Annotated in this window: 13 protein-coding genes and 7 tRNA genes; 7 read left to right on the forward strand and 13 right to left on the reverse strand. The window is 41.7% G+C overall.

Annotated elements, in window-relative coordinates:
* Positions 1–6: 6 nt before the first annotated feature.
* The 13 genes from NO991_RS03940 to lolB form a co-directional block, all read right to left on the reverse strand.
* Positions 7–83: transfer RNA gene (locus NO991_RS03940), tRNA-Met, on the reverse strand.
* Between the two features lie 4 nt (positions 84–87).
* Positions 88–162, reverse strand: a tRNA-Gln gene (locus NO991_RS03945).
* A 40-nt stretch (positions 163–202) separates the two neighbouring features.
* Positions 203–287, reverse strand: a tRNA-Leu gene (locus NO991_RS03950).
* An 87-nt stretch (positions 288–374) separates the two neighbouring features.
* Positions 375–451, reverse strand: a tRNA-Met gene (locus NO991_RS03955).
* 4 nt (positions 452–455) lie between these two features.
* Positions 456–530: transfer RNA gene (locus NO991_RS03960), tRNA-Gln, on the reverse strand.
* A 36-nt stretch (positions 531–566) separates the two neighbouring features.
* Positions 567–651, reverse strand: a tRNA-Leu gene (locus NO991_RS03965).
* A 137-nt stretch (positions 652–788) separates the two neighbouring features.
* A tRNA-Met gene (locus NO991_RS03970) sits at positions 789–865 on the reverse strand.
* 635 nt (positions 866–1,500) lie between these two features.
* Complete coding sequence (gene ychF, locus NO991_RS03975) at positions 1,501–2,592, reverse strand: redox-regulated ATPase YchF (protein ID WP_054551655.1); 1,092 nt, start codon at positions 2,590–2,592, stop codon at positions 1,501–1,503.
* A gap of 34 nt (positions 2,593–2,626) precedes the next feature.
* Positions 2,627–3,211 carry an aminoacyl-tRNA hydrolase gene (gene pth / locus NO991_RS03980; RefSeq protein ID WP_082389177.1) on the reverse strand — a complete coding sequence of 195 codons (585 nt, stop codon included), beginning with the start codon at positions 3,209–3,211 and terminating at the stop codon, positions 2,627–2,629.
* A gap of 19 nt (positions 3,212–3,230) precedes the next feature.
* Positions 3,231–3,842, reverse strand: a complete 612-nt coding sequence (locus NO991_RS03985; protein ID WP_138619876.1) for a 50S ribosomal protein L25/general stress protein Ctc — start codon at positions 3,840–3,842, stop codon at positions 3,231–3,233.
* 152 nt (positions 3,843–3,994) lie between these two features.
* The gene (locus NO991_RS03990) at positions 3,995–4,942 is read right to left on the reverse strand and encodes a ribose-phosphate pyrophosphokinase (RefSeq protein ID WP_054551652.1); all 948 of its coding nucleotides are present in this window, start codon (positions 4,940–4,942) and stop codon (positions 3,995–3,997) included.
* 79 nt (positions 4,943–5,021) lie between these two features.
* Positions 5,022–5,888 (reverse strand): 4-(cytidine 5'-diphospho)-2-C-methyl-D-erythritol kinase, encoded by an 867-nt coding sequence (gene ispE, locus NO991_RS03995; RefSeq protein WP_054551651.1) that lies wholly within the window; start codon positions 5,886–5,888, stop codon positions 5,022–5,024.
* 2 nt (positions 5,889–5,890) lie between these two features.
* Positions 5,891–6,478, reverse strand: a complete 588-nt coding sequence (gene lolB, locus NO991_RS04000) for a lipoprotein insertase outer membrane protein LolB (protein ID WP_138602686.1) — start codon at positions 6,476–6,478, stop codon at positions 5,891–5,893.
* A gap of 83 nt (positions 6,479–6,561) precedes the next feature.
* Between lolB and hemA the strand changes: the two genes are divergently transcribed.
* The 7 genes from hemA (at position 6,562) to NO991_RS04035 (ending at position 13,965) form a co-directional block, all read left to right on the forward strand.
* A complete protein-coding gene (gene hemA, locus NO991_RS04005; protein WP_054551649.1) occupies positions 6,562–7,818 on the forward strand; it encodes a glutamyl-tRNA reductase in 1,257 nt (418 codons plus the stop codon).
* 7 nt (positions 7,819–7,825) lie between these two features.
* Positions 7,826–8,911 (forward strand): peptide chain release factor 1, encoded by a 1,086-nt coding sequence (prfA, locus tag NO991_RS04010; RefSeq protein ID WP_054551648.1) that lies wholly within the window; start codon positions 7,826–7,828, stop codon positions 8,909–8,911.
* Between the two features lie 2 nt (positions 8,912–8,913).
* Positions 8,914–9,756 (forward strand): peptide chain release factor N(5)-glutamine methyltransferase, encoded by an 843-nt coding sequence (prmC, locus tag NO991_RS04015; RefSeq protein ID WP_054551647.1) that lies wholly within the window; start codon positions 8,914–8,916, stop codon positions 9,754–9,756.
* A gap of 45 nt (positions 9,757–9,801) precedes the next feature.
* Positions 9,802–11,340, forward strand: a complete 1,539-nt coding sequence (locus NO991_RS04020; protein WP_300359486.1) for a response regulator — start codon at positions 9,802–9,804, stop codon at positions 11,338–11,340.
* Positions 11,341–11,361: 21 nt separating this feature from the next.
* Positions 11,362–11,736, forward strand: coding sequence for a SirB2 family protein (locus tag NO991_RS04025; RefSeq protein ID WP_054551645.1), 375 nt, complete (start codon positions 11,362–11,364; stop codon positions 11,734–11,736).
* Positions 11,737–11,868: 132 nt separating this feature from the next.
* Positions 11,869–12,696, forward strand: a complete 828-nt coding sequence (locus tag NO991_RS04030; RefSeq protein ID WP_054551644.1) for a tetratricopeptide repeat protein — start codon at positions 11,869–11,871, stop codon at positions 12,694–12,696.
* Positions 12,697–12,711: 15 nt separating this feature from the next.
* Positions 12,712–13,965, forward strand: coding sequence for a DUF819 domain-containing protein (locus NO991_RS04035; protein ID WP_054551643.1), 1,254 nt, complete (start codon positions 12,712–12,714; stop codon positions 13,963–13,965).
* The last annotated feature ends 7 nt before the right edge of the window (positions 13,966–13,972 follow it).

Consider the following 13,972-nt stretch of genomic DNA (forward strand, 5'->3'; position numbering starts at 1 on the left):
AAAGAATGGTGGCTAAGACGGGATTTGAACCTGTGACCCCATCATTATGAGTGATGTGCTCTAACCAACTGAGCTACTTAGCCATCGTGGCTGGGATACCAGGATTTGAACCTGGGAATGGCAGGATCAAAACCTGCTGCCTTACCGCTTGGCGATATCCCAACAAAGAATAATTTGATAGTTTTGGTTCTTATCAAGAACATGGTGCGGAAGGAGAGACTTGAACTCTCACAACCGAAGTTACTGGAACCTAAATCCAGCGCGTCTACCAATTCCGCCACTCCCGCATCATTCGTACTTAAAGTACTGGTAGTTATTTTAAACTCTTCATTGAGTGCAGCTTTAACTCCTGCAGAGCCATTCTTAAGAAAGAATGGTGGCTAAGACGGGATTTGAACCTGTGACCCCATCATTATGAGTGATGTGCTCTAACCAACTGAGCTACTTAGCCATCGTGGCTGGGATACCAGGATTTGAACCTGGGAATGGCAGGATCAAAACCTGCTGCCTTACCGCTTGGCGATATCCCAACAAAAGCTTGATAGTTTGAGTTCTTATCAAGAACATGGTGCGGAAGGAGAGACTTGAACTCTCACAACCGAAGTTACTGGAACCTAAATCCAGCGCGTCTACCAATTCCGCCACTCCCGCATGCCTTTTGCGTTCGTAGTAAGGGAACCTAAATCCAGCGTCTTAATCAAGACATCGGCCAATTCCGCCACTCCCGCATCATTCGTACTTAAAGTACTGGTAGTTATTTTAAACTCTTCATTGAGCAACAAAAAGAATGGTGGCTAAGACGGGATTTGAACCTGTGACCCCATCATTATGAGTGATGTGCTCTAACCAACTGAGCTACTTAGCCATCTTTTTTGTTAGCACTTCATCGCTGAGTGCGGGGCGTATTATGCTGATATGACCTAAATCCGTCAACACCTTTTTTGCAAAAAAATGCTTATCAGTGTTTGTTTGCATTAAAATTAAGCTAAGTGGCGAAATTTCATTTAAATTGCTGTTTTTTTGACTGCAATTTATGAGTTTAATTCCCAAACGCATCGTAAGAGTTTTAAAACGTACATTTAAAGCTGCTTGATTTTTATACAAAAATCAAGTTTCAAAATTAGTTAGCGTGATCTTTTAGGTGATTTAAACATAAAAAAGCGAAAGCGAATGAATTTATATAGGCTATTTTGTCATTAAGGGGGCTTATTTTTACTTTTAAAATCCCGACAATTTGCTAATCGAGCAGTCAATAGGTCGCAAAATTGCTAGCGAGCTTTGAAATCCCCTCAATTAACTGTTGTTATCACTCATTTGCTTTCGACGACGATTCACTGTTAAGCATAAATAACACCGTACATCACTAAAAAGAACAAGCAGAGGTAAGGCTGCAGAAGTATTACTCACCATGCTTTGATGTTTTAGGAAGGGTTAGTAATATTTAGACAATAAAAAAGGCTCGTAATAACGAGCCTTTTAAAATCGAATGAGCAAATATGCTTATACGTTAAATAAGAAGTTCATCACATCGCCGTCTTTAACGATGTACTCTTTACCTTCTTGACGCATCTTACCAGCTTCTTTAGCACCGCTTTCGCCTTTAAACGCAATGTAGTCGTCAAATGCAATAGTTTGTGCACGGATAAAGCCACGCTCAAAGTCAGTGTGGATTTTACCCGCAGCTTGTGGTGCAGTCGCACCTACTGGGATTGTCCATGCACGTACTTCTTTAACGCCAGCAGTGAAGTAGGTTTGTAATTTAAGTAACTCGTAACCACCACGGATCACTAAGTTAAGACCTGGCTCTTCTAAACCTAGGTCAGCCATAAATTCTAGTTTATCTTCTTCTTCAAGTTCAGATAACTCAGATTCAATCGCTGCACATACTGGAATAACAACCGCATCTTCTGCAGCAGCAATTTCACGTACTTTGTCTAGGTAAGGGTTATTTTCAAAACCATCTTCTGCCACGTTAGCAATATACATGGTCGGTTTGATTGTTAAGAAGTTAAGCGGCTTAATCGCTGCTTTTTCTTCTTTTGTTAGTTCTAAAGAACGTAACGTTAAACCTTCATCTAAGTGTACTTTTACTTTTTCTAAAACAGCATTTTGCTCTTTAGCGTCTTTGTCGCCGCCTTTTGCTTTTTTAGCATTACGAACAATCGCTTTATCAGCACTGTCCATATCAGCAAGTACTAATTCAGTGTTAATTACGTCGATATCATCAGCAGGGTCAATTGTGCCAGCAACGTGAACAATGTTTTCGTCTTCAAAACAACGAACAACGTGACCAATCGCATCTGTTTCACGAATGTTTGCTAAGAATTGGTTACCTAAACCTTCACCTTTCGATGCGCCTTTTACTAGACCTGCAATATCAACGAATTCCATCGTCGTTGGTAAAATACGCTGAGGATTTACGATAGCGGCTAAATCATTTAAGCGCGCATCAGGAACCGGTACCACACCCGTGTTAGGCTCAATGGTACAGAAAGGGAAGTTAGCGGCTTCAATACCCGCTTTAGTTAGTGCATTAAATAGAGTTGATTTACCAACGTTTGGCAAACCAACGATGCCACATTTAAAACCCATAGTAAGATACCTTGTGTAATTTCATTAAAACGGATTAAGGTTTAAATGAATGTAGTCTGTTTTGTGCTTTTAACACACCATCTTTTGCAAGTATTTCCATACAACGAACTGCTTCGTCAACGGCGGCGTCCATTTTTTCTTGATCGTCTTTCGCGGCTTTACCTAGCACCCAGCCTGTTACCATTTCTCGGTGACCTGGATGACCAATGCCTATGCGAAGGCGCATGAAATCTTTTTGGTTTGCCATTTTCGCAATAATATCTTTTAAACCATTATGACCGCCGTGGCCGCCACCTTTTTTAAGTTTTGCAATCCCAGGATCTAAGTCCATTTCGTCATGAGCAACGAGAATGTTCTCAACAGGGATTTTAAAGAAATTAGCGAGACTACTCACCGCCTTACCACTTAAATTCATATAAGTTGTAGGGATCAGTAATTTAAATTCTTGGCCTTGAATAATCACTTTGCCGGTGAGGCCGTGATATTTAGGATCATGTTTGAGTGTGCAGTTATAACGTGCAGCCAGTTCTTCGATGAACCAAGCACCTGCATTATGGCGTGTGTTTGCGTATTCGGGGCCTGGATTAGCCAGGCCCACAAGCATTTGAATAGAATTCAAGGTGTTTACACCTTAAAAATTATTCTGCAGCGTCTTCTGAAGCTTCTTCTTCAGCTGGAGCTGCTTTGTTAGCTTTAACAGTAACAACTGACTGATCGTGATCAGCGCCTTTAGTTAGCTCAACAGATGAAACACCTGAAGGAAGTTTAAGGTCAGAAAGGTGGATTGAATCACCAGCTACTAAATCTGAAACGTTAACTTCAATGAACTCAGGAAGTGCTTTAGGAAGACACGTGATTTCGATTTCAGTTAATTGGTGAACAACAGTGTTACCAGCTTTAGTTACTTTCTCTTCACCGATGAAGTGTACAGGCACTTTAGTGTGAAGTTTGTGAGTAGCATCTACACGTTGGAAGTCTAAGTGAGTGATCTTAGGCTTGTACGGGTGACGTTGAATATCTTTAAGGATAGCTTCAACTGACTCGCCACCGATGTTTAAAGTAAGGATGTGCGTGTAGAAACCTTCGTCTTCTTGCGCTTTGATCATATCTTTGTGTGCAAGAACGATTGATGCAGCTTCTTTGTCAGCACCGTAAAGGATTGCAGGAACTTTATCTTCACGGCGTAGGCGGCGGCTCGCACCAGTACCTGTTTCTGTACGTAATTCTGCATTGTATGTGTAAGTTGACATAATGTCTCCAATAATTAATAGTCTTAGGGCCTTTGCGACCAAGGTCCCTAGCCAAAAGGCGCGCTATCATACCACCCCTTTCGGGGAAAATAAATAACGACTACAAAAAAAGCACCTAAGCGGTGCTTTTTTTAGTATTGCAGTGATGTTGATTAGTGTTCAAACATCGCTGAAATAGATTCTTCGTTGCTGATACGACGGATTGTTTCAGCAAGCATATCTGCAAGTGTAAGCACTTTGATTTTATCAATTGCTTTAAGCTCATCAGATAGTGTGATTGAGTCAGTTACGATAACTTCGTCAATGACTGAGTTACGAATGTTCTCAGCGGCATTACCTGAAAGTACTGGGTGAGTAGCGTAAGCAAATACGCGTTTTGCACCGTGTTCTTTAAGCGCTGCTGCTGCTTTACATAAAGTACCACCGGTATCGATCATGTCATCAACGATGATACAGTCACGACCTTCAACGTCACCAATAATGTGCATTACTTGTGAAACGTTTGCTTGTGGACGACGCTTGTCGATAATAGCAAGGTCTGTGTCGTTTAATAGCTTAGCGATTGCACGAGCTCGAACAACACCACCGATATCAGGAGAAACAACAACAACGTCATCGAAGTCGCGTTCTTTCATATCTTCAAGTAGAACTGGGCTACCAAATACGTTATCAACTGGTACGTCGAAGAAACCTTGGATTTGTTCAGCGTGTAAATCAACCGTTAGAACGCGGTCAACACCAACACTTGAAAGGAAATCTGCAACTACTTTAGCTGTAATTGGTACACGAGCAGAACGCACGCGGCGGTCTTGACGTGAATAACCAAAGTAAGGGATAACGGCAGTAATACGTCCAGCAGACGCACGGCGTAGGGCATCAACCATAACGATAAGCTCCATTAAGTTATCGTTAGTAGGGTTACAGGTTGATTGGACAATGAAAACGTCAGAGCCACGAACATTTTCATTAATTTGAACACTGATCTCACCGTCACTAAAACGGCCAACAACAGCATCGCCTAATTCAATATACAAACGTTTTGCAACTTTTTGAGCTAGCTCAGGTGTTGCGTTACCAGCGAAGAGCTTCATGTCAGGCACGGTAGGGTTCCTCAGGCACTGAATTTTGGGACTAACAGGCTATGGTAGGCACCAAAGCAGGTTAACATTTACTTGTACGTTACTTCATTTCAAAGTGAGCATTTAATGCTGTATGAGCAGGAGAAAGTGTAGCACTACTTGCAACAAAACCTGTCCATTTTTCTGGTAATTGAGCTAAAACTTGTTGTGCTTGTGCCTCGGTTGAAAACTCAGCAAAGCAGCAAGCGCCTGTACCAGTCATCTTTGACGGGGCGTATTTTAGCAACCACTGCAGGGCTTTTTCAACCTCGGGGCAGAGCTTTTTAACTAAAGCCTCACAATCATTGCCTAAATTTTCTGTTTGCCAGTCTGCTTTTAGCTTAGGTGTGTCGCGCTTTAAATCTGGGTGGGTAAAAATTTTCGCGGTGCTCACATGCTGCCCTGGATGCACTACACAGAACCAACTTTGCGGTAATTCAATATTTTCTAGTTGCTCGCCAATCCCATGGGCAATGGCAGTGTGACCATTGATAAATACTGGTACATCAGCGCCTAATTTCACCCCAAGCTGAGCTAATTCTGTAAGTGATAAATCACAGCCCCATAGTTTATTAAGAGCAAGCAGGGTAGTGGCGGCATCAGATGAGCCGCCGCCAACACCGCCGCCCATAGGCAAACGTTTTAATAGCTTTATTGAAGCGCCTTGTTGGCAATCACAGTGCTGTTGTAATAAACGGGCTGCTTTATATATAAGGTTATCTGCAAGCTCAATACCGTTTGTATCACCGGTTACTGTAATATTTGGCTCGTTGTTGACAGTAAATGTTAAGTCATCACCAAATTCTAAAAAGGTAAATAAGGTTTCGAGTTCATGGTAGCCATCTTTACGGCGACCATTTATATGAAGGAATAAATTAAGTTTTGCAGGTGCTATTAACGTTAGCGGGGCGGTTGAAGCGTGTGTCATGATTAATTTAACTGCCAATCATTAAGTTGAATTTTAATACGAATTTTATTGTTTTTAAGGCTTAGCTTAACAGGAAGCCAATAACCATCTTGTTTGATGAAGTCTGAATAGGTTATTTGCCACTGTTGACCATTGTGAGCTTGCCAAATAAGACTTTTTAAACGGCCTTGCTCATCATAGCTTGCTTGGTCGCTCTCGACGGTACCTTTTAGCCACTTTGCGGCATTATCTAATGGGATTGAAAAACCGGTTAAACGATATAACAACATTGAGGCATCACGGTCGGTATATACATTGTCGTCATACTCAAGTTCAGCACCTTGTGCATTTTGCTTTAAAGACAGAATACGGGTACCAATAAAACTGGTAAGCACCATGTCGCTGTATTGCTCATCATGTTGCCAATTTAAATTGGCTGACTGGCGCTGCTCTGTACTAATAAATGCCATTTTGCCTTGTACTTGCCACTGTGCTTGTTGTTCTAATCGGCTTTTCCAGTCAGGATAAATGTAATCAACTGTTGAAATTTTTTGCGCACAACCGCCGATAAATAAAAAAAACATGAATAAAATCAAATATTGTTTAATCAAATGTCGTTCCTTACTTTCCATATTCCGCTGATTTTTGGTAAAATTAATGCCTTTACAGCTGGGCTTAGCAATATTTGGTACATATGACCATCGTAGCACTTGGTATAAATCACAAAACCGCATCCGTAGAATTACGCGAAAAAGTCGCGTTTTCGCCTGAGCAAATGTCTGAGGCGTTACAGCAATTAAGTGGTCATGCGCATTTTAATGAAGCGGTTATTGTTTCGACCTGCAACCGAACTGAAATCTATTGTAGCCTTGCTGAGCGTAATTCCCAAACCCTGTTGCACTGGTTAGCCAGTTTCCATGGATTGGATGAACATGAACTGAGCAATAATATCTATTATCATGAAGATCACGAAGCAATTAATCATTTAATGCGAGTGTCTTGTGGTCTAGATTCGTTAGTACTCGGTGAGCCGCAAATTTTAGGGCAAATAAAACAAGCCTACCATAATGCAAAAACTCACGATGCCATTGGTGTAACTTTTGACCGTTTGTTTCAAAAAACATTTTCTGTTGCAAAACAAGTTCGTACCGAAACTGACATCGGTGCTAGCGCCGTCTCGGTTGCTTATGCCGCGGTGAATCTTGCGAAACATATTTACGGCAAACTAGATAAAACCAATGTACTGCTAATTGGTGCAGGTGAGACGATTGAACTCGTTGCTAAGCACTTATACCAAAACGATCCGCAAAAAATCACGGTGGCAAACCGTACTATTGAACGCGCTAAAACCTTAGCGAGTGAGGTTGACGCGGATGTGATTGCACTTGCCCAGTTACCTGAGCGTTTACACGACGCCGATATTGTTATTAGTTCAACCGCCAGTACCTTGCCTATTATCGGTAAAGGGGTGGTAGAGCAGGCGCTGAAAAAGCGCCGCCACAAACCAATGTTATTTATCGATATCGCGGTACCGCGTGATATCGAAAGCCAAGTAGGCGAATTAGATGCTGCCTATTTGTATTCAGTTGATGACTTACAAGCCATAGTAAGCGAGAATATCGCGGCCCGTGAGCAGGCTGCGGAGCAAGCGCAAGCTATTATTCGCTCACGTACCGATGAATTTGCTATGTGGTTGCGTTCACTCGATTCGGTGGATCTTATTCGCCATTATCGCAACGATGTACAAGATATAAAGTCAGAACTTGTCGAAAAAGCCCTTGGCCAGCTACAAGCAGGTAAAGAGGCTGAAAAAGTAATACTCGAGTTGGCAAACAAACTGACCAACCGCTTGATGCACGCACCTACCCGTGCCATTCAAGATGCTGCTAAAAAAGGTGAAGCAGCGGAGTTAAGCCAATTAAAGAAAATGTTAGGTATTGATCAGGAATAGTCGTTAAATGAAAGAGTCTGTTTATAGAAAATTAGAAACCTTAGTTGAGCGTTATGAGGAAGTGCAAGCGCTACTAAGCGACCCCTCTGTGATCAGCGACCAAAATCGCTTTCGTGCCTTATCTAAAGAATACTCAGAATTAGAAGAAATCGTAAAAGCATTTTTAGCTTACCAACAAGCCCAAGATGATGTTGCTACAGCAGAAGAAATGTTAAAAGACTCTGATCCTGATATGCGTGAAATGGCGCAAGAAGAATACAAAGAAGCAAAAGCACAAATTATTGCATTAGAAGATGAAATCCAAATTCTAATGTTACCAAAAGACCCTAAAGACAATAATAACGTCTATTTAGAGGTTCGTGCCGGTACTGGTGGTGATGAAGCTGCTATCTTCGCAGGTGACTTATTCCGTATGTACAGCCGCTACGCTGAAACTAAAAAGTGGAAAGTAGAGGTAGTAAGTACTAACGAAGGTGAGCACGGCGGTTATAAAGAAGTCATTGCGCATATCTCTGGTGAAGGCGTGTATGGTCAGCTTAAGTTTGAATCAGGTGCGCACCGTGTACAACGTGTTCCAGAGACAGAATCGCAAGGCCGTGTTCATACCTCAGCGTGTACGGTAGCTGTTATGGCAGAAATTCCTGAAGCGGAAGCAATTGAAATTAACCCTGCTGATATTAAAGTCGATACCTTCCGTGCATCGGGTGCTGGTGGTCAGCACGTAAATAAAACTGACTCAGCAATCCGTATTACACACATTCCAACGGGTGTGGTTGTAGAGTGTCAGGATGAGCGTTCACAGCATAAAAACCGTGCCAAAGCGATGTCTGTACTTGGCGCACGCTTACAACAAGCTGAAGATGAAAAGCGTCAAGCGGCGGAAGCATCAGAACGTCGTAACCTAGTAGGTAGCGGTGACCGTTCTGAGCGTATTCGTACTTATAACTACCCGCAAGGTCGTATTACCGATCACCGTATTAATTTAACACTTTATCGTTTGAATGAAGTGGTTGCTGGTGATTTAGGAAGTGTTATCGAACCTCTAATGCAAGAACACCAAGCTGACTTACTTGCCGCGATGGGCGATGAATAATCGTGCCACAATGCATTGAACAAGCAATTGTTGCTGCAACGGCGTTATTAACGCCTAGCAGCGACAGTGCTAAGTTAGACGCACAAGTCCTGTTATTATCCATTCTTGATAAACCTCGTAGTTACTTATTTACTTGGCCCGAAAAACAACTTACCGAACAGCAACAACGTGATTTTGAACAAGCATGTCAGCGTCGTTTAAATGGTGAACCAGTTGCTCATATTGTTGGCTTTCGTGAATTTTGGAGTCTTCCTTTAAAGGTTAATCCAACAACCCTGATCCCAAGACCTGATACCGAAACGTTAGTAGAATATGCCTTAGGCCTTGAGCTACCTACGGCTGCAAACGTGCTTGATTTAGGCACTGGCACAGGGGCAATTGCTTTGGCATTGGCCAGTGAAATGCCAAATTGGCAGGTGACAGGGGTTGATAGGGTGGCTGATGCTGTCGAATTAGCTAAAGAAAATAAACAGCGACTTGCAATCAACAATGCTAATTTTGCCTTGAGCAATTGGTTTAGTGCAGTAAGTACACAAAAGTTTGACCTAATTGTTAGCAATCCTCCGTATATTGAACATGATGATGAGCATTTAAGCCAAGGCGATGTTCGCTTTGAGCCGCTCTCTGCATTAGTTGCAGATGACGACGGTATGGCTGATATTAAACAAATTATTACTATCGCACGTGACTATTTAGCAACAAATGGCTATCTTTTAATTGAACATGGCTACAAACAAAGTGTGAAGGTACAAGAATTTTTTGCACAAATGTCGTATAGCCATATACTTACAATTAAAGATCTTGGCGGTAATGACCGTGTAACGTTAGCACAATGGCCTAAATAACAATAAAGCGCACTGTGCGTACATAGCCTTTGAGGATCCCATAGAATGGATGATTTTTTGTTTTCGGATGAAGCACTTGACGAAGTTAATGAGGTGGTTCAGGGTAGTTGGAAAGTCATCGTCGTTGATGACGAGCCAGAAGTACATGCCGTAACAAAGCTTGCGTTGAGTGACTTTGAATTTCAAGATAAACGTTTAGAGTTTATTAGCGCCTATTCGGGTGAAGAAGCTAAGCAGGTTATTCAACAGCATCCAGATGCGGCTATCGTACTACTCGATGTGGTTATGGAAACCGACGATGCAGGCCTCAAAGTCGCTAAGTTTATTCGCGAAACCGCAAAAAATAATCATATTCGTATCATTCTTCGCACTGGTCAGCCTGGGCAAGCACCAGAGCGTCAGGTCATCGTTAATTACGATATCAATGACTACAAATCAAAAACTGAATTAACAGCACAAAAACTGTTCACAGTAGTGATGTCGAGCTTGCGTTCATATCGTGATATTTTGTCGATAGAACAATCTCGTCAAGGCCTTGAAAAAATAATTAAAGCTTCACGTGATATCTTTTCAACTCATTCTCTTGAAAGCTTTATTGAAGGGGTGATGCAACAACTTACCTCATTATTAGGAACCGTTGATCAGGCCATGTATGCAACCAGTTTAGTTGCGAGTAACCCGCAAGATAACCAAAAGAAGCTAGTGGTGTTTTCGGGCCGAGGTGAGTTTGAACGCAGTGAAGGCAAGGCGATTGAAGAGGTGTTAAGTCACGATCAGCTTCAAGCCTGTCAGCAAGCTTTAAATGAAAAAACCATTGTTTATCGTGAGAACTATTTATTTGCCTATTGCAGTAGTGAATATAATCATAATTCCATGTTGTTTATTTCAGGTATCCCTAAGCATTTAACCGACACTCAGCGTCACTTGATTGAAATCTTTTCGCAAAATGTGCAGCTGGCGTATGAAAATGTACAGTTACAATCTGAAATCGAAGCAACACAACAAGAGTTAGTATTTAGGCTCAGTGAAGCGTTAGAGCAACGTTCAACAGAAACAGGTAACCATGTAAAGCGTGTGTCGCACATTTGTTATGAACTTGCCATGGGCTATGGTCTATCAAAACGCGAAGCAGAGCTTATTCGCTTAGCTGCGCCATTGCATGATGTGGGTAAAGTGGGTATTCCCGACGCTATATTAAATAAGCCGGGGCCATTGACCGATGAAGAGTGGGCTATCATGCAACTTCATGCTGAAAAAGGTCATTTAATTTTAAAAGACTCCAATCGTGACATTGTTAATACTGGCGCAGTGATTGCGTTGTCACACCATGAGCGTTGGGATGGTTCAGGCTACCCGAAAGGGTTGAAAGGCGAAGACATCCCTATTGCAGGTCGCATCGTTGCTTTAGCTGATGTATTTGATGCACTACGTCATAAGCGCTGCTACAAAGAGCCGTGGTCGCTTGACGATGTTGTGAAAGAAATTAACGCGCAACAGGGCAAACAATTTGATCCAAAGTTGATTGATGTGTTTAATCAGCGAATTAAAGAAATAGAAGACGTACTTGTACGTTATCCAGATTAATTAAAATAAAATTAGGGGCATATGGATTATTTAGCAGTAAAACATACTCACATGTTATTTGCCGTGTTGAGTATTATCTTATTCTACGTTCGTTCTTTCTCTCGCTTAAAGACGGGCGTTCTGGCAAAAAACAAAGTAGTGTTTATCGGCAGCCACAGTATCGACACCTTATTACTTATTTCTGCAGTGGCATTAATTGTAATGGCCGGTTTTAACCCGCTTGAACAATCTTGGTTATTAGAAAAGATAATCTTAGTGGTTGCTTATATTGTACTCGGTGTGGTTGCCGCTAAGCAAAGTGCAAAAAGCGCGAAGCTTGTATTACTTGCGATCACCACGCTTATTTTATTAGTAATTGGTTATTTAGCATCTGCAAAAACAGCACTTCTTTTATAACAAATCTCTGAGCGGTATTTGATTGCATTGGCTGTCGTACCGCTTTTTTATATCTCAACGCTCAGTATTGGTAACTTAAAGCAAAAGTAGGTAAACTAGCTGTTCGTTTTTGAAAGAGATGTAGCAGTATAAATGACCACCCCTTGGTTTGAAGATCAAAATGAATCCTATCAAGATGAGGCCTTTGACGCATTTTCTTCTAAAGTGCTTTATCGTTGTATCGACGCTGAATTAAAGTGGGATCAACAAGCTGATTTAACAGCCTGTTATGACACCCTTAATGAGCTTGAAAATACGGTAACAGCTCTTTGCGCCGAATTAAAAGAGCCACATGAGCGTCTCGATAAGTTACTTGATACCTTTTATCAGCAATGGCTGTTTAGCTCATCAAGCTTAAAAGTGCCAGAGTACACGTTAAATAGCTTTAGCTATACCATTACTATGCGCAGTGGCACGCAAACCACGCTGGCAATTTTACTTTGTCATTTATTACAGCATGCTGAACTTGATGCCACGGTCACACTTAGTCAGGGAGACGTGCACGTTCACGTTGGGATGAGTGATGAAGAGGGCTATTTAATTGAGCCAAGCACAGGTCAGCAGAGCTGGTATATAACACCTGAGAATGCCTGTGAAGAAAATGGTGATGAGCAAGAACCGCTTGAACTGATTTTTGAAGAAGAGCTTTATAAGCTGTATCTAGCACAGCAAAAATGGTCGTTCATCAGCGAAAGTAAATTTGGTCATGCATTGCATTGTGTTGATATGCTGATGGAATTACTTGGTGATGACCCTTATGAGCGTCGTGACCGCGGCTATTTACTTAATCAGCTAGATTGCCCAAAAATGGCGCGTGATGATTTGCAGTACTTTATTAATGAGTGCCCAGATGATCCCGCTATCGAATTAATTCAGCACCAGATTGCTGAAATAGAAGACAACAATAATACACACCACTAATTTAAAGGAACATTTATGACTGACGCCCACAGTGCGCTAATTACCAATGACGCAGTCGTACTTGGTTTGCTTGCCGTTATTTTGGGGTTTATTTTTAAAACCTCGCACAGTAATAATGCTGCCTGCCAAAAATTTTATAAATATGTACCAGCATTATTGCTTTGCTACTTTTTACCATCATTACTCAATACTTTTGGGATTGTTGATGGTCATTCTTCGAATGTATATTTTGTAGCGTCACGCTATTTACTGCCAGCTTGCTTAATATTGCTTACCATCAGTATTGATTTAAAAGCGATCCTAAACCTTGGGCCAAAAGCATTAATCATGTTTTTAACAGGTACCTTGGGTATTGTTATTGGTGGCCCTTTGGCTATCTTAGTAATGAGCGCCGTTTACCCAGAAGCTGTGGGCGGCCATGGCCCTGACGCAGTGTGGCGTGGTATGACGACTATCGCCGGTAGCTGGATTGGTGGCGGCGCAAACCAAGCTTCAATGAAAGAAATGTTTGAAGTAGGCGGCGATATCTTCTCTGCAATGGTGACTGTTGACGTAATTGTGGCTAACTTATGGATGGCCGTACTGTTATTAATGGCAGCAAACCATAAGGCGATTGATGCTAAAACAGGCGCAGATACGCGTGCAATTGAAGATTTAAAAGAGCGCGTAGAAAAGTATCATGCTGAGCATGCGCGCATGCCAACTCTAAATGATTACATGACGATTATCGCAATTGCCTTTGGTATTACTGGCCTTGCACATTTTTGTGCTGACTTTTTAGGTCCGTTTTTTGGGGCTAACTTCCCGTGGGCACAAGAGTATAGTTTAAACAGTAAATTCTTCTGGTTAATCGTTATCTCTACCACAATTGGTATTAGTTTATCGTTTACTAAAGTTCGCCATATTGAAGCTTTTGGTGCGTCAAAAGTAGCATCAAGCTTTTTATATATTCTTGTTGCTTCAATTGGCTTACACATGAATATTACCGCGATTTTTGATTCACCAATGTACTTCGTACTCGGTGTTATTTGGATGATTACTCACGCAAGCTTAATGCTTATTGTGGCGAAACTAATTAAAGCACCACTGTTTTATATGGCGGTAGGCTCTCAGGCCAATGTAGGCGGCGCAGCATCAGCACCTGTTGTTGCATCAGCATTCCACCCATCACTTGCGCCAGTAGGTGTTTTACTTGCTGTTTTAGGCTATGGTGTTGGTACTTACATGGCTTATATTTGTGGATTAATGCTACAAGCTGTTGCACCTTAAGGAATAG

This window comes from Pseudoalteromonas sp. DY56-GL22 (assembly GCF_041414715.1).
GTDB lineage: Bacteria > Pseudomonadota > Gammaproteobacteria > Enterobacterales > Alteromonadaceae > Pseudoalteromonas > Pseudoalteromonas simplex.